This is a genomic window from Niabella terrae (assembly GCF_054783135.1).
This window is the reverse complement of record NZ_BAAGRD010000003.1, coordinates 405,781-429,174: the sequence shown is the minus strand read 5'-3', so window position 1 is coordinate 429,174 and position 23,394 is coordinate 405,781. Positions and strand designations below refer to the sequence as shown.

Sequence of the window (23,394 nt, the reverse complement as noted above, 5' to 3'; positions counted from 1 at the left end):
CAGTATTAAAAGTTTACGGTTAAACCAAGCGTATAAGATTTAGCGAGGGGATAAGCCTGTCCGTTGGTACTGTTCATTTCAGGATCCCACATCTTAAATTTCGAGAACGTAAGCAGGTTGGTACCCAGGAAATACAGGCGCATGGTCTTGATGCCCATTTTGTTGGTGAAGACTTTAGGAAAGGTATAACCTGCGTCAACCGTCTTCAGTCTCATATAGGAACTTTCGCGCAACCAATAAGTGGATGCCCGGTAGTTATTGGCACTACCACCATAGCTGAGCCGCGGATAGCTTGCATTTATATCTTCATTTTCTCCCAGAATCCAGCGGTTCGACTCCACCACGTCAGTGAGGATATTTCCCCAGTCGCCCTGGCTGAAAGGATACACCGTGAACCCGTTAATAAAAAAGGAGGATTTACCGGCACCCTGAAATAATACGCTGGCATCAAAACCTTTCCAGTTGGCCGACAGTCCAAATCCATAGATCAGGTTGGGGTAACGGGTCGCACCGATGGCGACAATATCATTGTCATCGATGGTACCATCGCCGTTGATGTCCTTATACTTGATATCACCCGGAGCGGTCCTGCCAAAATTCTGGGAAGCGCTGTTGCGGATATCCTCATAATCTTTGAAGAGGCCCAATGCAATCAAACCCTTGTTTTGGTTGACCCTGAAACCGGCGCGGGTGGTATAGGGATAATTACTAAACTGCTCGTCTGCCTCCAGTATCTTGTTCCGGCTGTAGGTCATTGTACTGCGCACCGTCAGGTTGACCTTTCTGATTTTCTGTGTAAATTTCAACTGTCCGTCAAAACCCTGGGAAAGGGTTGATCCCACATTGGCGCGTGGATCCTGACCCTGCAGTCCCACAATATCCGGGATGAATTCTCTTTCCATATATATGCCATCCCGCTGTTCGTGGAAATAATCGAGCGCGCCGCCGAATTTGTCATCAAAAAATGAGAAATCCAGACCCAGGTCATGTTTGGTAGAAATTTCCCAGGTAATCGTATTGGATGCAATTCTGGCATAAGTCAGCCCGGTATAGGAATTCGTACTCTCAAGGTCTCCCCAGTTATAACCTCCGGCAGAGGAAGTAAAGGAAGCCAGATAAGGAAAACGAATTGGCATATAGTCATTCCCCACTTTACCAAAGGAATAGCGGATTTTAAACATATTCATCCATTTCAGATGGTTCTGAACAAATTTTTCCTCGGCAATATTCCAGGCACCGGATACGGCCGGAAATAATCCGAACTGATGTCCGGTGGCAAAATTCTCAGATCCATTATACCCGAAGTTCATATCAAAAAAATACCTGGATTGGAATCCGTAGGTAAACCGACCCGCTATCCGCTGATTGCGGCGTTCGATGCCCTGCATGATATCTTCACTGTCAAAACTCGAAGTATTGACTTTCTTTTCCTGGGTATACTGCACAATACCACCCAGGGTATGACTGCCGACTCTCTTTGAATAATGCAGTTCGCCCTGCAGGGTTTCAGAACGGTCGCTGTTGGCGTCTGATTCCTGAGTGAGCAATTGTTCGGTAATCGTTCTTTTCAGCCGCAGCTCACCATTGGATTCCCTTTGCCTTTCAGCGATCCATCCTTCAGGCCATTTTTTCCGGCGGATATAGTTATTATTATTGATATCATAGCCAAAACGACCTACAAAACGGAGTCCGGGCGTAATAAATTTCAGGTTCTGTTCCAGGGTAACATTGGTCTGAATTTTATTCTCCCAGTTTTCAATATATCCCTGTTGGGTAATCAGTACCCAGGGATTCTGTTTTTCGGCGCCACCGCGGGAGGCCACCTGGCCGGTTGAATATTTAATGGGTATCGAAATAGGATTCTGGCCCATCAGCGAGGCCCAGATCTCATTGTAGGTACCTCCCGGCAGGTTCTGCTTACCGAGGGATCCACTGACGCCTACACGGACCAGGGTCGTCTTGGTCAGATTCATATCCACATTAGCCCGGTAATTCCATCTTTTGTAATTAGCATTGGTATTATACCCCCGCAGGTTCTCATCGGTTTCATACATCCCGCCTTCATTAATATAACTTCCCGAAACAAAATATCGGGCCAGGGCACCACCGCCGTCAAAGTTCAGGGACGCTCGCTGTGTATAGGCCCCTGGTTTGAGAAACATTTCCATCCATTTGATATCAGGGAAAAGATCAGGATCGAGTTGGTTTCGGATCAGGGTGAGGTCTTCCTGGGTATAAAAAGGCTCTTCGTTGCGGGTTACCCGGGCCTCGTTCATCAGACTGGCATAGGTATACCCGTCCACAAACTCCGGTGTGAAGGTCCGAGTATTGTAAGTGGCTTCATATTTCCCATTGATGCTTACCTTATCAACCCTGCCCTTCTTGGTCGTAATGAGGACCACCCCATTGGCACCTCGCGAACCGTAAATAGCCGTCGTGGAAGCGTCTTTGAGTATGGTAAAGCTTTCAATATCCTCAATGCTGATCTCGGTCAGGCTTCTTTCAAAGCCATCTACCAGCACCAGTGCCGCGGTACCAGCGCCAAAAGTGGAAATACCCCTGATCCAGAACTCTGATGCGTTGCTGCCCGGCTGACCCGATCCCTGCATGGCCAGTACCCCCGAAACATTTCCTGCCAGCGCATTGGTAATGCTGGATGTTGAAGTTTTAATTGTCGAAAGGTCTACGGTCGTGATGGCGCCGGTTACGGTCGCCTTCTTTTGACGGCCGAGGGCGGTTACCACGATCTCATCCATTGCATTCTGTTCCGATTCTTTCAGTTCAATATTAATTTTCAACGACTCGTTAATCAGTATCTCCTGCTGATCATAACCCACATAGGAAAATACCAGCCACTGATATTTATGGGCGTCAATCACATACTCCCCCTTTTCGTTGGTACTCACGCCCAATCCGGGCTGATCTTTGATGGCTACCGTAACGCCCTGCATGGGTTCCCTTTGTTGGTTGAGTACCACACCCCTGACAGTTACCGCTACCTGAGTTGTATCCTGAGCGTACAGGCTACTAACCGATCCCGCGATGAACAGCAGTAAAAGAAATATTTTTTTCATGTAAGTATTTTCAGAATTGAAGCGCCTGAAACAGGAAGGTTCCCGTAATGGCAGCAAAAAGGATTGGTTAAATGAATATAGAATATCCGGTTATTCCACCGAGATCGTACGAATACGCTTGTTATCCCGTTCAGCGATGTAGAAAATTTTTCGAACGGGATCGTAATCGATTCCTGTGGGATCGGCGAAACGGGCTTCCAGGCGTGGATCTCCGTCAATATATCCCTTCACACTGCCATCAGGCGTTGGGCTTCCCTTACCGGCAAACGTGGAAACTACACCTGTGGGGGACAAAGTGCGTATACTTTGATTGTTCTGGTCACAGAAATAAAAATCATACTCATCTGTCTGTCCGGCATAGGCAGCATTTTTAACAAAAACGCCCTGGTATACCCTGCCGATTCTGGCCGAAGTGCCTATCGCATCCACATCTCCCGATGAAGAGCTACCAGCAAATAATATAGGAGGCTCGAGCTCCCTTGTTTCCCAATTGTAAATACTCTTATAGATGCGACTGAAAGAAACAATATAGGCATAGTTGCCTGAGGGATGGAAGAATATCAGCGAGGAATTATTGGAACTCCCGCCCACCCGAAACAATAATTTTGGCATCAGTTCTCCTGTTTCGGGATCTGGAACTGCCTTCTTGATTCCGATACCCTGATAACCATTATAAAACATTTCGTTGGTTACCGGATGCGGCGCGGTAGAAAAACAGGCCGGGTCATAGATATAGGCATGCACCCGACGAAAGTTTTCACTACGCAGGGTGTAGGCTACCGCTACTTTATTACGACTGGTCAGGTTTCCGTTATCGTCTCCGAGAAACAGGGTATCCTTATTGGCACTCAATGTAGTGGTCTGCATCTTTCTAAAAGCTGCCTGCCCATTGGTAATCAGTGTAGAGACTGTCCGTTCATTCAGATCCACTTTCCGTACCGCCCGGTCCAGCTCGGTAACAAATAGCACATTGGATTCAGGTTCGTAAGTCACCCAGGCCGGGTAAGAAAAACGTGCTTCTTCGAAATTCCCGTCCACGATCGAAGAGTTACCCAGCTCGTCCACATCCCCTACCAGCGTACCCACCGTGGTACTTTTCTTATATGTAAATACCTGGTCAAAAGTATATTCCGTATTCGGTTCTCCATCAATGATCACTTTCACGTTTCCGGTAGTCGTCTGACCAGGTACCCAGCAATAGATCTGCTTCCCATTGGCCCCTATGACTTTCAGTTCCCTGTCGCCGATATAAACATGAATCTTGGATATATCGGTACCAAAATTCTCACCATAGATATACAGCCTTGTCCTGATAGCGCCGCTCTTGGGCGAAAAATCATTAAATATTACCGGCTTGCCGGGATCATGTCGCTGTTCAACGAGCTCCTTGTCCTTGCAGGAGTGCAGCAACCCCAGCAGCAGGGAGGCAAAAAAAAGGATGTTCAGTTTTTTGAATTTCATATTGGCGTTGTCTTGTTTTTATGTTGATGTATGAGATCGCAAGCATGAATGACTGGCATTGCCGTTTCGCGCACCCGACAGCAGCCCGACTGACAGATCATAGTCAGTGATCGTTTACTTATCCGGATGATACTATTCCTGAAAATTATTGCAGCTGTTCAGCACTCATTCTTATTCTTACAATCAACTTTTTCATATAATCAAAAGCAAAAATTTCAGCTCAATTTTCCTGAGAACGAAATAACTAAATGCTGTTAATATCTCCTGTTCAATATTTTGTCGAATCGTACCAAATTCCTGAAACATAGGGGCAGGGCATCGTTGATGGGAATAAGATACCCACACTTAACTGCACCTGCCAAAAACGGCAGATGCAAGACGATAATAAAATAAATGCGAAAGTATCAGTGGGTAGCGGGATCGTAAACGGCTACAGCCACGCGGCTGTCCGCACAACCGTAATACAAAAACCATTTATGGTTGAAAAAAACCAATCCTTCAATAAAGACGGTTCCGGCAGGATACTGACCGCTTTTTTCGAAAGCTGCCGTCGGTATAAAAAATGGCTGATCCAATCTTTCCAGGAGGCGTTCCGGATCGTCACGGTCAAACAAGAGCTGACCGGCTGCATAGGTATGGGCCGTATAACCGAAGTCCCTCTGATGATCGCCCCGGTTTTTACCGTTGTATAACAATAATATCCCCTTATCAGTGAGTAGGGCCGGAGGGCCGCATTCTGTCAGGTCGCTGTCAAAAAATCCCGGCCGCGGCCTTACAAGGGCTTTCAATTCTCCTTTTTCATCCAGATCAGGGGTCCAGTGAATCAGGTCCTTTGACCGGGCCAGGTTGACAAACCGTTCCCCCCAGTACATCAGGTATTCGCCCTGGTGCCGGGCAATGACCAACTGTCCGTCTTTTAATTCCGTTAGAATGGACCCTGATTTACAAAACATATCCTTAAACCGACCGTTGTAGGCTTTTTCAAATACCGGTCCGTGTTTGGTCCATTGTTTCAGGTCCCGGGAAGTGGCTACCGCCAGCCTCGCTACTTTACGGTTCCATTGGGTATAAAACATGACATAGAGGCCGTCTTCGGTCACGGCAACCCGGGGATCCTCACAACCACCAGGCCATTCGTTTCCCTTCTGCGTGTCCTGATCCGGAAAGAGTACCGGAGCCTTACCTTTGGTAAGATGGATGCCGTCGCGGGTTTCCGCCAGTCCAATCCGGGAAGTGCGTTTTCCTATGCCCACGCCCGACCGGTCCTCGGCCCGATAGAGCACACAGATCTTCCCATCCCTGACGATAGCTGCCGGGTTAAATACATCCCCTGCTTCCCATGCGAGCTGTTCCCCCGTCATAGGATCCCGAAACCGCCGGCTGCTGTCCGGCAACAATACAGGATTGCCATCGACAGGACGGACAAAGGGACCCAGGGCCCAGTCTGGCAGCGGCTTCTGTGCGGCTGCTTCCAGCCATCCCATTGTGAGGGCGATCAGTAAACACCCCAATGCTACCTGTTTCATGTCTGAATATTTTTATAAATGTTATACCCTGTTTATTTTTCCGGTGCCGGAACAAAGAGTACAGCATCCGCCGCCACTGCGCCGTTGGCCCCCTGGTTGGAAATCTCGACAAAATTCTTTGTGCCGGCGACCAACCGGTAAGTTCCGAGCGGAACCCATTCTCCCGATGCCTGGCCGGTAATACGGATGTCTGCGTTGCGAATGGTCTTCACCTGTTTCTGGCTGCCGGCAGCTACGGTAATGCTGATTTCATCGGAAGCATTTTTCATCTTCGGATAATAAAAATAAAGCTGATAGGTACCCGCCTTTTTTATCTCCGGCTCAAACCGGATCGCTGCCGGTTCGGGGCTGTGATTCTTCAAAAAACTGGGACCGTAACCACCATGCGCTTCGAGTGTCCAGCTTCCCGTCTTCCGGGACACTTGTATATCATCCACCAGTATTTCAGGGGTGCTGCCGTCGGCCAGCGGGTCTTTTTTTAATACCTGCTGCAGGGCGGCTATATCAATATCCTGTACGGCGATGGATTGGTCGGCTGCCATCGAAGCTGCCAACGCAGCGGACTGCGCCAGAACCATGAAAACAGGCTCCATACGGATCGAACCGTAAGCCATGTGACTGGCTGACAAACAAACCGGAACCAGCAGATTGCTGCATTCATTTTTTCGGGGTGTGATGGAACGATAGGCGATCGGATAAGGCCGGATCCCCCGAATCTGGACATCTCCCTCATTTTTCACCATCCCGTTCCATACGACACGCTGGGCATTGTGGGAATCCATATTATAGGCCGCCATCCCAATGCCATCCTTCACGACTTCCCGGGCCTGGCAGTTGGCCTGTGTCATAATGTAGGCCCCCAGCATCCTTCTGGCTTCGCGGATGTATAACTGCGGTGTAAAGTGCCCGGATTGGGGATACTCATCTTTCGGATAACCCCATTGCAGCATCTGTTCGCGCAAACGGGCGGGCATCCTCGGATCATGACCAATAAAATAGAGCAGCCCTTTGGTATAATCCAGGTGCCGGCGGATGATGCGTTCCCGGGTTGCATAGTCTCCGTCAGGATAGGCATAATTCATTCCTATCATATCTGTTGAAAATGGCCCGTTGTTATTGATATCGGTTTTATGATTGGGCATCAGGTCCATTTTCAGAATTTTGCCCAGTTTTTCCGTAGGGGCGACCGAGAGATAACGCAGGAGCAATTCATATTTGCTGGAATCATAATTTTCAGGTCTTTCGATCGGCAGCTTATTGCCAGGGTCGCTGCTCAGGCAGATCCGGAAATTATAAGCCTGTATTTTTTTATCGCCGCTGCCTTCAGGCGCAAGGCTGTCCGGACTGATACCCCATAACAAACCGCTTTGAGGCTGTCCCGCGATCCGGTAGGGGTCGACGCCGTCAGGAAACTGGTGCTCGTGTTTCATCTGCACTCCGTTTACCGTCTCCTGGTACAGGTCATTGGGCTCCCGCCCGGTGGTATAACTGACTCCGGAGCGCGCCATCAGATCTCCTTCATAGGAACAGTCAATGTATTGCCGGGCCTGAACTACCAGTGCGGGCTTGTCCTCCCCGCCGGTAGATTCCAGAATGATTTCAGCAATCTGCGTGGCATTTTTTCTTACTGACTGCAACCGGTGGCCATAGATCACCCGGGTACCGGATTTTCTAATATACTCCAGAAAGATGGACTCAGCTACCTTGGGTTCAAATATCCATTGTTCAAATTTTCCGTAGTACTGCCCGATGCGGCGATAGAAATCACGGGCAATACCGGTAACCACATATTTATTCCCAATATCCGTGAATCCCAGTCCTCCGGAAGACAAGCCGCCCAATCTTTGACCGGGCTCTATCAGCACGACTTTTTTGTTTTGCATACTGGCCGTATAAGCTGCAATAACACCGGCAGAACTGCCTCCGTAAATACAAATATCAGCTTGTATCTTTTTCATGGAAGTCTGGGCAAAAGCCGAAAGAGTGGTCAGAAGCAGCATGCTGAGCAAACAATTTTTCATATGGATTCAGGGGTTAATTTGATGAATCAGTCCGTACGGATGGCGGCTTCAGGAGCCGGCCTAAAAGACCTTTGCGAAAGATACGGGAAAGATCAAAAAAAATCACTGATACATCCCCGGAATTTCCTGAGGTCCCGATAGTACTGGCGGCTGTCACCCGCCGGCTGCCACTCATTGCGACCCGGGTTGCTCAGCGGGCTGAGAGCGCCGCTGCACACCAGAGATAAGGCGCCTGACCGTGTAAATCACCCGCATTCCGGGGCCGGTCATAATAATATTGTTTATCGTTCTTTTTACCCGTACCAATACAGACTTCAGTAACATTATGGCGCTCATCGATAAAACCGACCATGGCTTTCCAGGCTTTTCTGACTGCCGGCGCGTAGTCAGCCTCCGGTAACCAGCCCTGCTGAATGCCGGTAATAAAAGCATAGGTAAACATCCCGGTTCCCGAAGTCTCCGGCCAGCAATCGGGCTGATCGATCAGTTGCGACCACATACCGTCAGGCCTTTGATGGGCCTTGAGGCTTTTCATCATTATCTGATAACCTTCCATGATCCTTTTGCGATCCGGATGACCGGCAGGCAAATCCCGTAGTAAGTCTGCCATCCCCACTGCCATCCAGCCGTCACCCCGACCCCAGTAATAGGGAACATCAGGCGCATGATAAAAAAGGCCGTTGGGGCGCTGAAGCTTATTGAGGTACAGGATCATTTCCCGGGCCGCGCGATCCAGATATTTTCGGTCGCCGGTTACCTTATAGGCTTCGTTCTGTACTACTGTAATCATATACATATCATCGATCCACAGTCGGGTTTGCCAGGAATACCCCTGATCCGCCCAGGATTTCTGATCAGCATTGGCTTTTTCCGGAAGGTCCCACTGGCTGTCGGCGTAGGCCAGCCCCATCTTCCGGTACCGTACATCTTTCGTAATCTGGTACAGCCGTAATGCCAGACTGCCAAACATATTATAATCTACATGATTCATCGGCGGAAGTAATTTTTTTTCCCTGCCGAAGAAAGGTTCAAATTTTTGCTGCAACAGTCCGATCAAACGGGTGTCCTTTGTTGTAAGGGCATAGTCCAGTGCTCCGTTCCAGCTGCACACTTCGGCGTAATGGATATAACGGCCCGCGTACAGTTCGTGCCTTCCGTCAACGAAATGATAGGCCAGTCGCCGGCCGACCTCCTGGGGGCTGCAACCCTTTTCATAAGGGGCATTTAATTTTATCTGTGCCGGCAATACCTGAACAAGCAAAAGAACGGGCAGTAACAATCGTAATTTTTTATGCATGATTTCAATCTTTGGGTTTTGATTATAAAAGTCTGAAAGCATCCCTTCAGGGCAATCATTGGCAGGGAGCCCATCCCGAAAAAGCATTTTTGATCGGGCACCTGCGCTTCAAAAGTACTTCCTTTACAGGAGTCCGGATTATTCATTCTTTTGTCGATTCATTCCAAGTTATACGCCGGGGGGAAAAACTATAAGGCCCCTTCCCTATTTTCGCTCCGGCTTTCCTTCCGTTACTGCCTGGAGGACGTAGCGGATAGGAAGTAATAAACGATCCATAACGATAAGCGGCTTACGGTACCCGGCCCCACCGCGAGACGGGTTGAAGGATTTCATGTTACATCAAAAGGCCCCTCAATATCCGGTAAGGACTGCCGGGCCGCATATAAGGCAGGGTGTCTTGCGACCCTGAGGAAAGGGGCCGCATCACTTTAAAACGGTTGGCCGGGAATCCCGAAAAAGCGCAACCGATTAACTAAAAACAAAAAGAATCAGAGATGAAAAAATCACGGCGGAAATTTATCAAGAACGCAGCGGTTGCAGGCGCGGGTATGTTGCTGAGCCCACAGGTATTCAGTGCAAAAAGTTATAAAAGAATCCCGGGTGCCAATGATCGGGTACGGGTGGGTGTGGTTGGCTTTTCAGATCGTCACCGGTCCTCACATATGCCCTGTTTCATGAATCATTACAAAGACCTGAATTTTGAAGTTGTCGCCGTTTCCGATATCTGGAAACAGCGCCGGGAACAGGGAGCCGCCAGCTGGACGGAAAAAATGCAGCATCCGGTACGCGCTTTCCGCAACAATGAGGAAATGTACAACAGTAAAATGGTGGACGCTGTTTTTATCGGCACGGCGGATTTTCAGCACGCCCTGCACGCCATTGAGGCCGTCCAGGCAGGTTGTGATGCCTATGTCGAAAAACCATTTGCCGAAACAATGGAAGACAACCGGGCGGCGCTGAAGGCCATCAAGGCTTCGGGAAAAATCATCCAGATAGGTTCCCAGCGCCGCAGTGGGACCAATTACCATGCGGCTTATGATTTTATTCGTTCGGGGCAGTTTGGTCCTATAACGATGGTAGAACTTACCTGGAATGTGAACCAGCCCGGACGCTGGCGCCGGCCGGAATTGCTGGGACAGCTCAAAGAATCTGATACCGACTGGAAACGCTTCCTCATGAACCGTCCTTTTGAAGCTTTCGATCCCCGCATCTATCTGGAATACCGGTTGTTCTGGCCCTATTCTTCGGGACTGCCGGGACAATGGATGAGTCATCAGATTGATACGGTTCATTGGTTCACCGGCCTGAAACACCCCCGTAGTGTTGTCGCCAACGGTGGCATTTACCAATGGAAAGACGGTCGCCGCAACTGGGATACGATTATGGCGGCCTTTGACTACGGACCCGCCGAGGATCCCAGCCAGGGATTTCAGGTTACTTTCGGCGCCCGAATGCACAATGGGGAAGAACGCCCTTCAGAAATCTATTATTCCAACGGCGGCGAACTCAATCTGATCACCAATAAAATTTCATCCAAAGGCGGACTTACGGAGAAAATGGCGGCTGCCATGAACATGAAAGCCAACCAGCTGCCCGAGATAAAACTGCCCAATAATGAGCGGGTTGTGGCGTCTGCCAATACGGGCGGTGATTCCCTGACTTCCAACCATGTGCGCAACTGGATGGAATCCGTACGCAACCGCAAACAACCCAACGCACCAGTAGAAGCGGGTTACAGTCATAGTATCGCCAACATCATGACAACGGCAGCCGCCCATACCGGGGCCAAAGCTACTTTCGATGAGTCCACCCAGGAAGTAATGGTCAATGGTAAGGTTTTCCGGTATTGACCGCTTCTTCTACCTGGTATGGGTTATTTCTTTCACTTCGAAAAAACAAACATGAAACATATACGCTTTACAAAGCTGTTGCTGGGTTTATTCCTGCTGCTGCAGCTGATCCCTCAGGAGTCAGTCGCACAAAAAATCAATCGGCTGAGCAAAAAAGAAAAAAAACAGGGCTGGGTACTCTTATTCGATGGCAGGACCAGTAATGGCTGGCGAAGCGCCAGATCCGATGTCTTTCCGGCAACCAGCCCGGGTTGGAAAATCCTGGATGGTGTCCTGACCATTGAGGCCACGGATGGTTCGGAGTCTCAGCATGCAGGGGATATTGTTACCCTCCGGGAGTACCGCGCTTTTGAACTGCAATTCGATTTCAAACTGACGCCGGGCGCCAATAGCGGGGTAAAATATTTTGTCACCCTCAAAGAAAAGACCGGTCTTTCCGCCATTGGCCTGGAATACCAGATCCTGGATGACCAGCGACATCCTGATGCCAAACTCGGCAGAAACGGCAATCGCACCCTGGCCTCTCTCTATGACATGATCCCGGCCCGTAAGGCGGAAGCTACCCGTCCGATTGGCAGCTGGAATACGGGTAAGGTCATCGTCAAACCGGACCATCATGTCGAGCATTGGCTGAATGGCGTCAAAGTCCTCGAATATGAGCGCGGTTCCGCCGCCTTTAAAAACTTAGTCGCCATCAGTAAATACAAAGTCTGGAAAGATTTTGGTCAGGCTCCGGCGGGTCATATTCTGCTGCAGGACCATGGCAATAAAGTAAGCTACCGCAATATCAAAATCAGGGAGCTGTAACCGGATACAGCGTACCCGCCAAAAAAAGCCTCTTCTGTCGCGATTCGCTTCAGAAGAGGCTTCTTCGTTATGTTATCGTTCTATTGGAAAATCAGTCCGGACCGGGATTTAATGGCCCGGTGCCGTGCGGGTCTGATCTTCTGTTAAAAAGATGTCCTCATTATCCCGCTTCATCAGGTACTTCTCCCGGGCCAGCTTTTCAATTACCACCGGGTCGGTTTCCAGGTCGTCTTTAATTTTTCTAAGTTCTGAAAGTTCCTGGGTATAGTGCTGTTTACTTTGATTCAGTTCTCTGAGTTCCCGGTTTCTGCCAATCGTGGTAATCACGTCATTCTTATCCAGAAAACACATGACCGCCAGAAAAGCGACACTGGCAATAAAAAATTTATTCGTCAGAAATCGGGAGATTCGGCCGAATGCCTTTTTACGGACGGGTCGCTGGGGAAGGATCTCAGGTTCTTTTTCCGGTACAAAGTCAACAAACTCTTCCATCGGGGTAAGTATTATTTTCCAAATTTAATCTTTCCTTTCGGATAAATCGCTGAAACACCCAGTTGTTCTTCGATTCTGATCAGCTGGTTGTACTTGGCGATCCGGTCTGTACGGCTGGCTGAGCCGGTTTTGATCTGGCCACAGTTCAGCGCTACCGCCAAATCCGCAATAGTGGTATCCTCTGTTTCCCCGCTGCGGTGGCTCATAATCGTATTATAACCATGATGCTGTGCCAAAGTGACCGCATTGATGGTCTCAGTGACGGTGCCGATCTGGTTTACTTTCACCAGCAGCCCGTTGGCGATATGCTTATCAATACCCTGTTGCAAACGGGTGACATTGGTTACAAAAAGATCGTCGCCGACCAGCTGGCATTTGGATCCAATGGCTTCGGTCAGCATCTGCCATCCTTTCCAGTCGTCTTCCGCCATACCGTCTTCGATGCTGACGATGGGATATTTTTTCACCCAGCTTTCCCAATATTTGACCAGTTCTTCACTGCTCATCGCTTTACCGGAACTCTTGTGGAAAACATATTTCTTTTTTTTATTGTCCCAGAGTTCACTATTGGCGGCATCCATAGCAATGGTGATCTGTGAACCAGCCTTATAACCGGCAGCGCGAATCGCATCCAGTACGGTTTCAATGGCTTCTTCGTTGCTTTGAATATTAGGTGCGAATCCACCTTCATCGCCCACATTGGTGCTGTAGCCTTTCTTTTTCAGAACAGATTTCAACGCATGGAAAATTTCCACGCCCCAGCGAAGGCCTTCACTGAAGCTGGAAGCGCCTATCGGCATAATCATAAATTCCTGAAAATCAATCTTATTATCTGCGTGAGCCCCGCCATTCAGGATATTCATCATGGGAATGGGAAGGGTTTTGGCATTGGTACCGCCAATATAGCGATACAAGGGAAGACCGGATTCCTCAGCCGCCGCCTTGGCAGCAGCCATACTTACGGCTAGCAGGGCGTTAGCGCCGAGTTTTCCCTTATTAGGTGTGCCATCCAGTTCGATCATCAGTTGATCAATACCGGTTTGATCGGCTACATCATAACCGAGCAATGCCGGGGCAATGGTATTATTAACATTTTTTACGGCTTTGAGGGTACCCTTTCCCAGATACTTCTTCTTATCGCCGTCTCTTAATTCTACGGCTTCATGAATGCCGGTGCTGGCACCGCTGGGGACAGCTGCCCTTCCGACCGCACCTTCATCGGTAATCACATCCACTTCTATAGTGGGATTACCCCGGCTGTCCAATATTTGTCTTGCAAAAATCTCTGAAATGTAACTCATGAAAAAAGGTTTTGTTGATTCTTTATATAGAAAAGTTTGAGGCGCAATTTAGCGATAGTTTGCGTATACAATACACAAATATCTGAAAAAACTAAATAACAGCTGTGGAAAACAGCTGGTAGTCCGTCCTGGGGAAAAAGACCGTACCAGGTGCTGTATCGGGTGGGAACTGTATTCGAAGGCGCAGCATCCGCCCCTTTTTGACTGCTTTCGGTTGCCTTTCCCGGAGCTAACCCGTCCTGTCCAATAGAACAATCCACTAAAAAAGGGCGTTTCTGCAAACAGCAAACGCCCTTAAAGCCTATTCAATCCATCCCCTTTTAGAGGTTATCGTAGCGATAAATGGGATCAATCACCTCCTCACCGGGCATGATCGTGACGATTTCCTTTAAAATGCCGTCTTTCAATCCATATACCCAGCCGTGGATGGCAGGGCCCTGTTGTTCCTTCCAGGCTTTCTGAATTATGGAAGTCTTGCAGAGCTTCGCAGCCTGTTCCTTCACATTGAGCTCCACCAACCGGTCGGCGCGCTTATCGATATCTTCTATCGCATCCAGTTCTTCCCGGTTATGCCGGTATACATCCTTAATTACCCGCAGCCACATATTCAAGATCTGATTAAAATCATTATTACCCATGGCAGCCTTAATACCACCGCAGCCGTAATGACCACAAACGATTACATGTTTCACTTTCAAATGAACCACAGCATACTCCAGAACACTCAGCATATTTACATCGGTATGTACTACCAGATTGGCAATATTACGGTGAACAAAGATCTCGCCCGGTTCCGTTCCGGTTATCTGATCAGAGGGAACGCGGCTGTCGCTGCAACCAATCCAAAGGAATTTCGGTGTTTGCAATTTCGCCAGGGACTGGAAGAATTCCGGATCCAAAGATAATTTTTCAGCAGCCCATTCTTTATTGGCAGCTAATAAACCTTCGTAAGATTTCATAAATATTCTAAATTTTAATTAAACAATTTCTGTGGCGCGTTTCGATTTGGCATTTAAAATACCGTTGGATTTCTGGATGACGGATTCTATTACTTCCTCGTAGTTTCGCTGTAACTCGCCCGTCTCATTTTTATTGGCCAGAATCTTATAGGAAAATCCATGATCCACAAATCCACTGGTATAGAGTTCGAACTTTATATCCTTCAGGTGCGCGTGCAGGGCGAAGTCTTCGATGGTCTCCACGACATCCCGGTCAATAAAGTCTGCCCTTCGGGTATCCATGATGACATGGGAACGTTCCGGTACTTCTTCCAGCTTTCTTTTAATAATAGCTTTGTTTAAAAAAGAAACGTCTTTGCGTAGCCGGAACAGGTACCTTTTATCATCATTGACAACAAAAACAGCTTTTCTAAAATTCGATCGAAAGGCAAAAAACAGACCCACAATAATGCCTAAAATTACTCCTTTTAAAAGATCTGTCGCCAAAATAGCGGCGATCGTAATCACAAAAGGGAGGAAAACATCCATTCCTTTCTTGTAAAAAGCCCGGAACAGCGCAGGTTTGGCTAGTTTATAACCTGTGAAAATTAAAACGGCCGCCAGGGCTGCTTTCGGAATCAGATTCAAGATTGCGGGAATGAATGCGACCGACAACAACAGGAGGCTACCGTGACAGAAAGTAGAAAGTTTGGATTTCGCACCTGCGTTGACATTGGCTGAAGAACGCACAATTACGCTGGTAACGGGTATCCCGCCCAACAATCCGGAAACCACATTGCCGAAGCCCTGTGCCTTTAATTCCCGGTTGGTAGGTGTGACCCGCTGATAGGGATCCAGGTCATCCACTGCTTCAATACTGAGCAGGGATTCCAGGCTGGCGACCAGTGCCACCGTTACTGCCAGTATCCAGATATCAGTATTGCCGATAAAACTCCAGTCCGGTGAAGTAAAAAATGTGAAAAACTCTTCCGCTGATGAGGCAACCGGAATGGCTACCAGATGCCCTCCTTCCAGCGCAGGAAACAGGGCGCTGCCGGCAAACAGACTGTTGAGTCCGACGCCAATAAATACCACCAGCAATGGGGCAGGTACCAGTTTGATAAATCCTTTTTTCCCAGCCACCATTTTCTCCCATAAAACATAAAAGGCCAGACACAGAATGCCAATGATGGCTGCCGCACCGTTGATACGGCTAAAGGAACGGAAGAAATTAACAAAAATATTGCCCTGATCTTCACGGGGTGTCGTTTCATCGATGATAAAGGAGCTGTCATCACCCAGCAAATGGGGAAACTGATTCAGGATCAGAATCAGGCCAATGGCGGCCAGCATACCCTTGATAACACTATTCGGAATATAATCTCCGATAACACCGGCCTTACAGAAACCCAGAATAATCTGGAAAACACCGGCCAGAACGACAACCACCAAAAACGCTTCAAAGGAAGCCAGAGAAGTAATAGCGGAGGCCACAATAGCGGTGAGTCCGGCTGCCGGTCCACTGACACTCAATTGGGATTTGGAAAAAATACTGACAACAATTCCTCCTGATACACCGGCTATAATACCACTGAACAGTGGTGCATTGGAAGCCAGCGCCACTCCCAGACATAAAGGAAGGGCTACCAGAAATACAACAATAGAAGCGGGCAGGTCGCTACTAAGCGTCCTGAAAATCCCGCCCTTTTGGGGCTGATCTTTCATAAAAAAATTTAAATAATTAAAAATAGAGGGGCCCAGGGCCATGTGGCGCTGAGTCAATGAAAAACGTAAAATATAGCGGATTAACAGTTAGGCGGCGGACAATGTAACTCTCCGTGATAGGCACGGTAAGTCGCTTCATGGGCATGGATATAAGCTACAGATATCTCTCTGACCAGGGGATTCAGCTCCGAGGCAGCGTGAACATATTCCTCGTTCACGGTCAGGTTATTGGAAGCGGTCTTCTCTTCGGTACTACTGGAATAAGGATTTTTGTCAGCGTATTTATTGCTGGCAGCCGTCTGCTGTTTGAGTTTACTGATGCTGGAATAAGTCAGGGGCAGACCAATTGTCAACAGCAGCAATAATGCTGCTAAAAATATCCCCGAAATATAATCCATCCATTTACGCATCGATTCGCAAAGATAGATTAAAATCCCTTTTTATGATCAGTTTTAACAATCATATAATCGTCAAATTTTGAACCAAAACCGACAACAGGTTATATGTAAAAAATACAATATATATCCCGGTCGATTCAATGGGCCGGCATTTCCCAGGTTTAATCAAAATTAAGGTCTCCGGAACGCTCGGGTAAGTGGTCGTATTCTCCTTTGAGTGCATACCAGCCGAATATCATCAATCCAATGGCAATAGGTACAAAGATGCCGATGATAATGATCCAGATAATCGGATCATTAATATCCTTGTCCCCGGCCGGATCAATATTCCTGAAAGCCGCTGCTATTAAGAAATAGACAATTATCGGACTCAGGATTAACCAGCAGAATCCCAATATTTTTTTTACCGTATTCATGGTTTCAAAGTTTAAGGTGGTTGTATACGTAATCTTACGCAGTATGTCTTTTAATCATTTACCTTCCGATCAATTTTATTGGACAAATACACGGCACCGATCACAAAACACAAAGCCGCCACCCCGATGGGATACCAAAGGCCGATCAGGGGGTCTATGGTAAAGGAGGTCTGGAGCAAAACACCGATAAATGGTACCAGCCCTCCAAAGACCCCGTTTCCGATATGGTAAGGAAGTGACATCGATGTGTAGCGAATCCGTACCGGAAAGAGTTCCACCAGAAAAGCAGCAATCGGTCCGTAAACCATGGTCACATAGAGGATCAGAATAAAGACCATGCCGACATACTTCCAATACAAACCGGAGGGGAGCATTTTGTCCTTAAAGACTTCTTTACCACGCATGATGAACGTATTCGATGCGGTCAGGGTGTCGGTCCGCTGGTATAGATAACTGCCGCCTGAGGACAGTGTTACCCGGTGTTCATGAATTTCCAGCTGACTGTCCGATCCCGCCATTGGGGCATTGCGGACGGTTTCCTTTCCTTCGGACAAAATTCTCTGTTCCCATTGCGCGACATTCGATTTTTCCAGGAAAAAACTAAATATAGGCCGATAAGTGACTACGGCCAGTAACATGCCCAGAAGCATGATCCATTTACGGCCGACCTTATCACTCAGCCAGCCAAAAAAGATAAAAAACGGCGTGGCAAATAAAATGGCCCATAGCATAATGGTACGGCTCTGGTCAAATGCGAGCATGGCTTTGGTTTCCAGAAAACTCTGTGCATAAAACTGTCCGGTGTACCAAACCACACCCTGACCCATTACAGCACCAAATAAGGCCAGTAGCACCATTTTGAAATTGGCTTTATGCCGGAAGCTTTCTTTCAGGGGATTTTTAGCGGTTTTACCTTCAGATTTGAGTTTGGAGAATAAAGGCGATTCTTCCATCTTCATCCGGATATAGACCGAGACGCCCACCAGCAGTACCGAGAACCAGAAAGGGTACCGCCATCCTCCCCATTCAGCATTAAAATCCGCATCGCTCATATTGAATTTCACCAGCATAATGACGCCAAGTGCCAGAAAAAGCCCCAGGGTTGCGGTAGTCTGTATCCAGCTGGTATAAAATCCTCTTCGATGGGCTGGTGCGTGTTCGGCGACATAAGTGGCCGCACCACCATACTCTCCGCCGAGGGCCAGGCCCTGCACCAGGCGCAGCAGGAGCACCAGCAAGGGTGCTGCCATGCCGATCGTTTTATATCCCGGTACCAGCCCGATCAGAAAGGTTGAGCCTCCCATCAATACAAGGGTCAGCAAAAAGGTGGATTTCCTGCCCAGAATATCTCCCAGACGGCCGAATACAAGAGCACCAAAAGGCCGCACAATAAAACCGGCAGCAAAAATAGCCAGGGTGCTTAACAGGGCGGCAGTGGCGTTGCCCGCAGGAAAAAATTCTGTGGAAATAGTTTTGGCCAGCATCCCGAAAATGTAAAAATCATACCATTCAATCATGGTACCCAGAGAGGAGGCGCCAATAACTCTGGCAATAGCGTTTGTTTTCATGCTTTTACTCATACAATCGTTTATTATTTGAAATGCAGCATCACTTAGGGCGGGCTGCTCTTTTTTGGGGTTCCGCATTTTGCAAGCGACCTTAAGAGCCCATGAAAATAGGCTTTACTGCTAAAATATCAAACTATCAGCCCGTCTTTCATTTGCAGCACCCGGTCACTGAGCTGGGCCAGCTCTTCATTGTGGGTGACAATAAGAAAGGTCTGATTGAGTTTTTTCCGTAATTCGAATACCAAATCGTGGAACTCCCGGGCATTGGCAGTATCCAGATTTCCCGTGGGCTCATCCGCGAAAACGATAGCAGGCTGATTGATCAGGGCCCTGGCCACCGCTACCCGCTGTTGCTCGCCCCCGCTGAGTGCGCCCGGCTTATTATCCAAACGGTCAGCCACGCCCAGTAAGGTCAGCAATTCGGTGGCCTGCGCCGCTACCTGCTTTTTCTTCCGGCCCGCGATCCAGCCGGGTATACATACATTCTCCAGGGCGGAAAATTCCGGTAGCAGGTGATGAAACTGAAAAACAAATCCGATATGCTGGTTCCGGAACGCCGCCAGCCTTTTGGAAGACAGTTCCTGCACCGGCTGGCCTTTCATAATGACCGTACCGCTATCGGCTTTGTCCAGGGTTCCAAGAATATGCAGCAGGGTGCTTTTACCACTCCCTGAAGGGCCGACAATGGAAACGACCTCCCCCTCGCGGATATCGATATCCACACCCCGGAGTACCTCTATCTGACCATATGACTTACAAATATTCTTTCCGCTGATCATGTGCCGAAGTCTTTAGCAAATCCTTTAATAATCAAATGTATAGGATTGGGGCTGAAAAGGCATGAAAATGTTCAAAAAATGGTTCAAAAAAAGCAATTTGGTAAATTCCCTAATAGCTTTACTTTTGCACAAATTTTTCGCTGTCATGCAACACTTTGTTGCTTAATTGCGTTAAAGCAGTAAACTTAATTATTATGTTTTGGACACTTGAATTAGCTTCTTATCTGGAAGACGCTCCCTGGCCAGCCACCAAGGACGAGCTGATCGACTATGCGATCCGCAGCGGCGCTCCCCTGGAAGTAGTTGAAAATCTCCAGGAGCTTGAGGATGAGGGCGATGTATATGAGACCATTGAAGACATCTGGCCGGATTATCCGACGCAGGAAGATTTTCTGTTTAACGAAGATGAATATTAAACAATCCTGACTATCACCATATTTTTTGAAGCCGCAGCCATGCGGCTTTTTTGTTGCCCCCTCACCTACCCGCGAGTTATAAGGAAAAAATCCGCTGCATCAGGACCCATTTTTCACCTGGGCGGGCAAAAGGAAGAGCCTGCTGGTATTTCCACATCAGGTTTTCCCAATCCTGTACCCGGGGATTGGCCAGATCGGCTGCCGCTTTCTTTTCGAAAGAAAAGGTTTCTGTGACTTCCATAATCATAAACAGCCGGCATTCCACCCGGTAGATTTCCATCGCTTCGATACCTGCTTCGCGGATGCTGGCAGCTATTTCGGGCCAGATTTGCTGGTGAAATGCTTCATATTCCCGGATCAGAGCCGGATCATTTTTAAGATCTACGGTAAGGCAATATCGTTTCATATTTTCTGGTATTTAGTTGAGAGAAACCTCGGGTCTTTTTTGAACCGCCGCCGTAACGCAGGATTAGGTTCCCTGCAAATATCCTTCATCTACGACCAGGTGCTTGCCGTCGGCAGCGGCTGTAGCGAGTTCATCACAGCGGTTATTATAAGGATTATCAGCATGCCCCTTGACCCATACCATACTGATGCGCAAAGTCCGGGCCAGCTGGTGGTACTGCATCCAAAGGTCGCGGTTCTTCTTTCCGCCCTTAAAATCTGTTTTGATCCAATTCCGCAGCCATCCCTTGGAAATGGCATTAACCACATACTGGCTGTCAGAATAGATCACTACAGGAATATCCTGCCTCTTCAGTGCCTTCAGTCCCTCGACAACGGCCATCAGCTCCATCCGGTTATTGGTCGTCAGCCGAAATCCTGCAGACAGTTCCCTGACATGCCCTTTATACATAAGTAGTACACCATAGCCACCCGGTCCCGGATTTCCCCGGGACGCGCCATCTGTATATATGGTAATCTGCCGATCCATGGCGGCAAATATAATTGAACCCCCTTGAAATCACAGGTCGATTATGGAAATGGCTCCGGACCGCGTCCTTAGGTGGAATCAACTCGAATGAAAATCATGCTCTTCCCTGGCTATCTGAGCTGGCTGGCGCTGGGCTGCGGTGCCGGAGGTTCCGGCTCCCTGCCGGCGACTCAATTTGTTGCGGCACCTGGACCTGCTGCCATGGTAAAGGCCGTCCCCCTGCCGCCGGGGTTTCAATATGATGCCTGTAGCGAAAAAAGCTTCGGGCAGTATCTGAGTGAATGCAGAGTCAAAACTGATAAGACCGTCTACCTGTACAACGGAAAGCCCAAAGCCAATCAGGATGCTCAATACGCCGTGCTGGATATCCCTATCGGGAAGAAAGACCTGCAGCAATGTGCAGATGCCGTCATGCGATTGCGCGCCGAATACCTCTACCAAATAAAAAACTTTAAGGCCATCAGCTTTACAACGGTGAGCGGAGTCGTCCTGAACTTTGAAGACTGGCGCCGGGGCCGGCGTTATGTATTGCGGGGCGGCCAGATCCACCCGGTTAACGTCCGGCCAGAAGCAGCGCTCCGGCAATCTCTGGATAGCTACCTGGAATTTGTATTCAGTTATTGTGGTACAGCCAGTCTGCCGGCATCAATGAAAAAAAAGCCCTTAAAATACATCAGCGCAGGAGATGTACTGTTGCAACCCGGCAGCCCTGGTCATGCCGTCATCGTCATGGCAACGGCTTCCAATCTGAAAGGGCAGAAAATATACATGCTGGCACAAAGCTATATGCCCGCCCAAAGCATCCACCTGCTGAATAATCCCGGGCTGGCTGCATCCAGCCCCTGGTATTCACTCAACGATGCCGATCAGATTACGACACCGGAATGGGTATTTGACCGCAATGCTTTATTTGAATGGCGCTGAACCGCAGCGGCCTGATACAGCGGGTATTGGTCGCCGATTTTGAATTTTGACAAAAGTCATGTAAATTTGTGACAAATGACATAGTATGAAAAAGGCACCTAAAAAATACTTTCCGGAACCAGGCCAGCTATCCGACAACAGGCAGGCTCCCCTGCACCCCTTACAGTCAAAGGTCACGCAAAAAGAAGTCAAGGATTTTACCTATCAGCATTTCAAAAAAATCCTGGCCAGGGGGCCTTTTACGATTACAGAATGGGCAGATATGCTTTTCATGAGTGAACGTACCTTGCACCGGTATGCCAAGGAAAACGGCAGCTTTAACGGTCTTCAGATAGAACGTATCCTGTTACTGAAGCAATTGATTGATGCGGGCAATAAACTTTTTGGGAATGCCGGTTTTAAAGCCTGGCTTCAAAGCCAGCCTTATTCTTTACATGGAAAAGCGGCGGCAGCGCTGCTCCGCACCCATACCGGCATCCAGGAACTGATTGATCTCATGGGAAGATTACAACATGGAATTTCTGCCTGATGGTCATCTATAGAATTGTCAGATCCGCCTATCGGGATGACCGGTCCGGTCAGGGCGCCTTCTTATATGGCGGCCGGTGGAACAGCAAAGGGCAGTCTGCCCTGTATGCAGCAGGTCATATTTCCCTGGCCGTGCTGGAAATGATTGTTAACTATGATCGCAGTGTCAGCCGGCTGCAACCCGGTTACCACCTGATAGAAATGGAAGTGCCTGAATCCGCGGTTATTGAAATTAATCCTGCCAGTCTGAAAAAGTCCTGGGATCTGGACCGGGCCTATACCCGGTATATCGGCGATGCTTTTCTGCAATCCAGGGGTCAGCCAGTTCTGAAAATTCCTTCGGCGGTTATTCCCGAAGAAAATAATTTTTTGATCAACCCGCTGCATCCTGACTTCTATAAGATCAAGGATTTGACAGTCCGTCCCTATGACCTGGACAAAAGACTTTTTTAACTTACCTGGGCTCAAACCAGACCGAAGGCTTGGCGTCCCAACTGCCCCCATAGTTCACCAGCAACTCTTCACCTGCGGCGATATCCCGGACCGTCCTGATCTGCATACTCTGTGTGGTGTAATCCATTTCATATTCGCAATTGCTGGTGAAAGAATGATTGTATACTGAGACCCAGCCAAGCGCTACACAGCATTGCTGACTGTCCATTCCCCATTCAAAAATATAATCGTGCAGGAGGGTCTGATCCAGTAATTGACGTTCCGCTGCAGACATAACCAGCACCGGAGCAATTTCTATCACCGAATTTTTTGCTATTGGCTCGGTCGTAAACACGCCTTTCCCCTTATCCTCGGTCTGGGTTATATATAGACAATGAGCTATCACGTGGGGGAATTTACAGAATAACCCGCGAACTAAAAAGCGGACCCTATCCGGCCGGTTTAAAGCAGCCAGGCAATCTAAAAAAATAGCCGGGCCCGGATGCC

22 protein-coding genes are annotated in these 23,394 nt (G+C 48.4%); 6 read left to right on the top strand and 16 right to left on the bottom strand.

The features are described from left to right. Positions 1 to 5: 5 nt before the first annotated feature. The 5 genes from ACYVI9_RS04660 to ACYVI9_RS04640 form a co-directional block, all read right to left on the bottom strand. Positions 6 to 3,074, bottom strand: coding sequence for a SusC/RagA family TonB-linked outer membrane protein (locus ACYVI9_RS04660; RefSeq protein ID WP_460761316.1), 3,069 nt, complete (start codon positions 3,072 to 3,074; stop codon positions 6 to 8). 90 nt (positions 3,075 to 3,164) lie between these two features. Further along, a complete protein-coding gene (locus ACYVI9_RS04655; RefSeq protein WP_460761314.1) occupies positions 3,165 to 4,535 on the bottom strand; it encodes an IPT/TIG domain-containing protein in 1,371 nt (456 codons plus the stop codon). 404 nt (positions 4,536 to 4,939) lie between these two features. Then, positions 4,940 to 6,061 carry a glycoside hydrolase family 130 protein gene (locus tag ACYVI9_RS04650; RefSeq protein WP_460761311.1) on the bottom strand — a complete coding sequence of 374 codons (1,122 nt, stop codon included), beginning with the start codon at positions 6,059 to 6,061 and terminating at the stop codon, positions 4,940 to 4,942. A gap of 32 nt (positions 6,062 to 6,093) precedes the next feature. Next, positions 6,094 to 8,082: an FAD-dependent oxidoreductase gene (locus ACYVI9_RS04645; RefSeq protein ID WP_460761309.1), complete on the bottom strand. Its 1,989-nt coding sequence runs from the start codon at positions 8,080 to 8,082 to the stop codon at positions 6,094 to 6,096. A gap of 190 nt (positions 8,083 to 8,272) precedes the next feature. Next, positions 8,273 to 9,379 (bottom strand): glycoside hydrolase family 88/105 protein, encoded by a 1,107-nt coding sequence (locus ACYVI9_RS04640; RefSeq protein ID WP_460761306.1) that lies wholly within the window; start codon positions 9,377 to 9,379, stop codon positions 8,273 to 8,275. Positions 9,380 to 9,873: 494 nt separating this feature from the next. On the opposite strand from ACYVI9_RS04640, the gene ACYVI9_RS04635 reads away from it, so the two are divergent. Both ACYVI9_RS04635 and ACYVI9_RS04630 read left to right on the top strand, forming a co-directional pair. Beyond that, complete coding sequence (locus tag ACYVI9_RS04635) at positions 9,874 to 11,229, top strand: Gfo/Idh/MocA family protein (protein WP_460761303.1); 1,356 nt, start codon at positions 9,874 to 9,876, stop codon at positions 11,227 to 11,229. A gap of 51 nt (positions 11,230 to 11,280) precedes the next feature. Continuing rightward, positions 11,281 to 12,036 (top strand): 3-keto-disaccharide hydrolase, encoded by a 756-nt coding sequence (locus ACYVI9_RS04630; RefSeq protein ID WP_460761300.1) that lies wholly within the window; start codon positions 11,281 to 11,283, stop codon positions 12,034 to 12,036. Positions 12,037 to 12,144: 108 nt separating this feature from the next. Here ACYVI9_RS04630 and ACYVI9_RS04625 read toward each other — a convergent pair whose 3' ends face one another. The 8 genes from ACYVI9_RS04625 to ACYVI9_RS04590 form a co-directional block, all read right to left on the bottom strand. After that, on the bottom strand, positions 12,145 to 12,528 hold the full coding sequence (locus ACYVI9_RS04625; RefSeq protein ID WP_460761298.1) for an FtsB family cell division protein: 384 nt from the start codon (positions 12,526 to 12,528) through the stop codon (positions 12,145 to 12,147). An 11-nt stretch (positions 12,529 to 12,539) separates the two neighbouring features. Next, the gene (gene eno, locus ACYVI9_RS04620; protein WP_460761296.1) at positions 12,540 to 13,829 is read right to left on the bottom strand and encodes a phosphopyruvate hydratase; all 1,290 of its coding nucleotides are present in this window, start codon (positions 13,827 to 13,829) and stop codon (positions 12,540 to 12,542) included. Between the two features lie 320 nt (positions 13,830 to 14,149). After that, the gene (locus ACYVI9_RS04615; RefSeq protein ID WP_460761293.1) at positions 14,150 to 14,788 is read right to left on the bottom strand and encodes a carbonic anhydrase; all 639 of its coding nucleotides are present in this window, start codon (positions 14,786 to 14,788) and stop codon (positions 14,150 to 14,152) included. An 18-nt stretch (positions 14,789 to 14,806) separates the two neighbouring features. Further along, positions 14,807 to 16,492, bottom strand: coding sequence for a SulP family inorganic anion transporter (locus tag ACYVI9_RS04610; protein WP_460761291.1), 1,686 nt, complete (start codon positions 16,490 to 16,492; stop codon positions 14,807 to 14,809). Between the two features lie 80 nt (positions 16,493 to 16,572). Then, on the bottom strand, positions 16,573 to 16,902 hold the full coding sequence (locus ACYVI9_RS04605; protein WP_460761288.1) for a hypothetical protein: 330 nt from the start codon (positions 16,900 to 16,902) through the stop codon (positions 16,573 to 16,575). 149 nt (positions 16,903 to 17,051) lie between these two features. Beyond that, complete coding sequence (locus ACYVI9_RS04600) at positions 17,052 to 17,306, bottom strand: DUF6814 family protein (RefSeq protein WP_460761286.1); 255 nt, start codon at positions 17,304 to 17,306, stop codon at positions 17,052 to 17,054. Positions 17,307 to 17,356: 50 nt separating this feature from the next. Continuing rightward, positions 17,357 to 18,886, bottom strand: a complete 1,530-nt coding sequence (locus ACYVI9_RS04595; RefSeq protein ID WP_460761283.1) for an MFS transporter — start codon at positions 18,884 to 18,886, stop codon at positions 17,357 to 17,359. Between the two features lie 116 nt (positions 18,887 to 19,002). Beyond that, positions 19,003 to 19,653, bottom strand: coding sequence for an ABC transporter ATP-binding protein (locus ACYVI9_RS04590; RefSeq protein WP_460761281.1), 651 nt, complete (start codon positions 19,651 to 19,653; stop codon positions 19,003 to 19,005). Positions 19,654 to 19,847: 194 nt separating this feature from the next. Here ACYVI9_RS04590 and ACYVI9_RS04585 point away from each other — a divergent pair, with 194 nt between their 5' ends. Continuing rightward, on the top strand, positions 19,848 to 20,069 hold the full coding sequence (locus ACYVI9_RS04585; RefSeq protein ID WP_114792839.1) for a DUF2795 domain-containing protein: 222 nt from the start codon (positions 19,848 to 19,850) through the stop codon (positions 20,067 to 20,069). 76 nt (positions 20,070 to 20,145) lie between these two features. Here ACYVI9_RS04585 and ACYVI9_RS04580 read toward each other — a convergent pair whose 3' ends face one another. Both ACYVI9_RS04580 and rnhA read right to left on the bottom strand, forming a co-directional pair. Then, positions 20,146 to 20,475, bottom strand: a complete 330-nt coding sequence (locus tag ACYVI9_RS04580; protein ID WP_460761278.1) for an L-rhamnose mutarotase — start codon at positions 20,473 to 20,475, stop codon at positions 20,146 to 20,148. A 63-nt stretch (positions 20,476 to 20,538) separates the two neighbouring features. Further along, positions 20,539 to 21,003, bottom strand: coding sequence for a ribonuclease HI (rnhA, locus tag ACYVI9_RS04575; RefSeq protein ID WP_460761276.1), 465 nt, complete (start codon positions 21,001 to 21,003; stop codon positions 20,539 to 20,541). 87 nt (positions 21,004 to 21,090) lie between these two features. Between rnhA and ACYVI9_RS04570 the strand changes: the two genes are divergently transcribed. From ACYVI9_RS04570 to ACYVI9_RS04560, 3 genes are all read left to right on the top strand, one after another. After that, a complete protein-coding gene (locus ACYVI9_RS04570; protein ID WP_460761273.1) occupies positions 21,091 to 21,927 on the top strand; it encodes a DUF4846 domain-containing protein in 837 nt (278 codons plus the stop codon). A gap of 85 nt (positions 21,928 to 22,012) precedes the next feature. Then, positions 22,013 to 22,456, top strand: a complete 444-nt coding sequence (locus ACYVI9_RS04565) for a hypothetical protein (RefSeq protein WP_460761271.1) — start codon at positions 22,013 to 22,015, stop codon at positions 22,454 to 22,456. Beyond that, complete coding sequence (locus ACYVI9_RS04560) at positions 22,456 to 22,908, top strand: RES family NAD+ phosphorylase (RefSeq protein WP_460761268.1); 453 nt, start codon at positions 22,456 to 22,458, stop codon at positions 22,906 to 22,908. Before ACYVI9_RS04565 ends, ACYVI9_RS04560 begins: the two co-directional genes overlap by 1 nt. 1 nt (position 22,909) lies before the next feature. Here ACYVI9_RS04560 and ACYVI9_RS04555 read toward each other — a convergent pair whose 3' ends face one another. Continuing rightward, on the bottom strand, positions 22,910 to 23,293 hold the full coding sequence (locus ACYVI9_RS04555; RefSeq protein ID WP_460761265.1) for an SET domain-containing protein: 384 nt from the start codon (positions 23,291 to 23,293) through the stop codon (positions 22,910 to 22,912). Positions 23,294 to 23,394 lie beyond the last annotated feature (101 nt).

Bases quoted from the DNA above. Each gene is read 5' to 3' on its own strand.
- ACYVI9_RS04660 (WP_460761316.1), bottom strand. From the start codon at position 3,074: ATGAAAAAAATATTTCTTTTACTGCTGTTCATCGCGGGATCGGTTAGT.
- ACYVI9_RS04655 (WP_460761314.1), bottom strand. From the start codon at position 4,535: ATGAAATTCAAAAAACTGAACATCCTTTTTTTTGCCTCCCTGCTGCTG.
- ACYVI9_RS04650 (WP_460761311.1), bottom strand. From the start codon at position 6,061: ATGAAACAGGTAGCATTGGGGTGTTTACTGATCGCCCTCACAATGGGA.
- ACYVI9_RS04645 (WP_460761309.1), bottom strand. From the start codon at position 8,082: ATGAAAAATTGTTTGCTCAGCATGCTGCTTCTGACCACTCTTTCGGCT.
- ACYVI9_RS04640 (WP_460761306.1), bottom strand. From the start codon at position 9,379: ATGCATAAAAAATTACGATTGTTACTGCCCGTTCTTTTGCTTGTTCAG.
- ACYVI9_RS04635 (WP_460761303.1), top strand. From the start codon at position 9,874: ATGAAAAAATCACGGCGGAAATTTATCAAGAACGCAGCGGTTGCAGGC.
- ACYVI9_RS04630 (WP_460761300.1), top strand. From the start codon at position 11,281: ATGAAACATATACGCTTTACAAAGCTGTTGCTGGGTTTATTCCTGCTG.
- ACYVI9_RS04625 (WP_460761298.1), bottom strand. From the start codon at position 12,528: ATGGAAGAGTTTGTTGACTTTGTACCGGAAAAAGAACCTGAGATCCTT.
- eno (WP_460761296.1), bottom strand. From the start codon at position 13,829: ATGAGTTACATTTCAGAGATTTTTGCAAGACAAATATTGGACAGCCGG.
- ACYVI9_RS04615 (WP_460761293.1), bottom strand. From the start codon at position 14,788: ATGAAATCTTACGAAGGTTTATTAGCTGCCAATAAAGAATGGGCTGCT.
- ACYVI9_RS04610 (WP_460761291.1), bottom strand. From the start codon at position 16,492: ATGAAAGATCAGCCCCAAAAGGGCGGGATTTTCAGGACGCTTAGTAGC.
- ACYVI9_RS04605 (WP_460761288.1), bottom strand. From the start codon at position 16,902: ATGCGTAAATGGATGGATTATATTTCGGGGATATTTTTAGCAGCATTA.
- ACYVI9_RS04600 (WP_460761286.1), bottom strand. From the start codon at position 17,306: ATGAATACGGTAAAAAAAATATTGGGATTCTGCTGGTTAATCCTGAGT.
- ACYVI9_RS04595 (WP_460761283.1), bottom strand. From the start codon at position 18,886: ATGAGTAAAAGCATGAAAACAAACGCTATTGCCAGAGTTATTGGCGCC.
- ACYVI9_RS04590 (WP_460761281.1), bottom strand. From the start codon at position 19,653: ATGATCAGCGGAAAGAATATTTGTAAGTCATATGGTCAGATAGAGGTA.
- ACYVI9_RS04585 (WP_114792839.1), top strand. From the start codon at position 19,848: ATGTTTTGGACACTTGAATTAGCTTCTTATCTGGAAGACGCTCCCTGG.
- ACYVI9_RS04580 (WP_460761278.1), bottom strand. From the start codon at position 20,475: ATGAAACGATATTGCCTTACCGTAGATCTTAAAAATGATCCGGCTCTG.
- rnhA (WP_460761276.1), bottom strand. From the start codon at position 21,003: ATGGATCGGCAGATTACCATATATACAGATGGCGCGTCCCGGGGAAAT.
- ACYVI9_RS04570 (WP_460761273.1), top strand. From the start codon at position 21,091: ATGAAAATCATGCTCTTCCCTGGCTATCTGAGCTGGCTGGCGCTGGGC.
- ACYVI9_RS04565 (WP_460761271.1), top strand. From the start codon at position 22,013: ATGAAAAAGGCACCTAAAAAATACTTTCCGGAACCAGGCCAGCTATCC.
- ACYVI9_RS04560 (WP_460761268.1), top strand. From the start codon at position 22,456: ATGGTCATCTATAGAATTGTCAGATCCGCCTATCGGGATGACCGGTCC.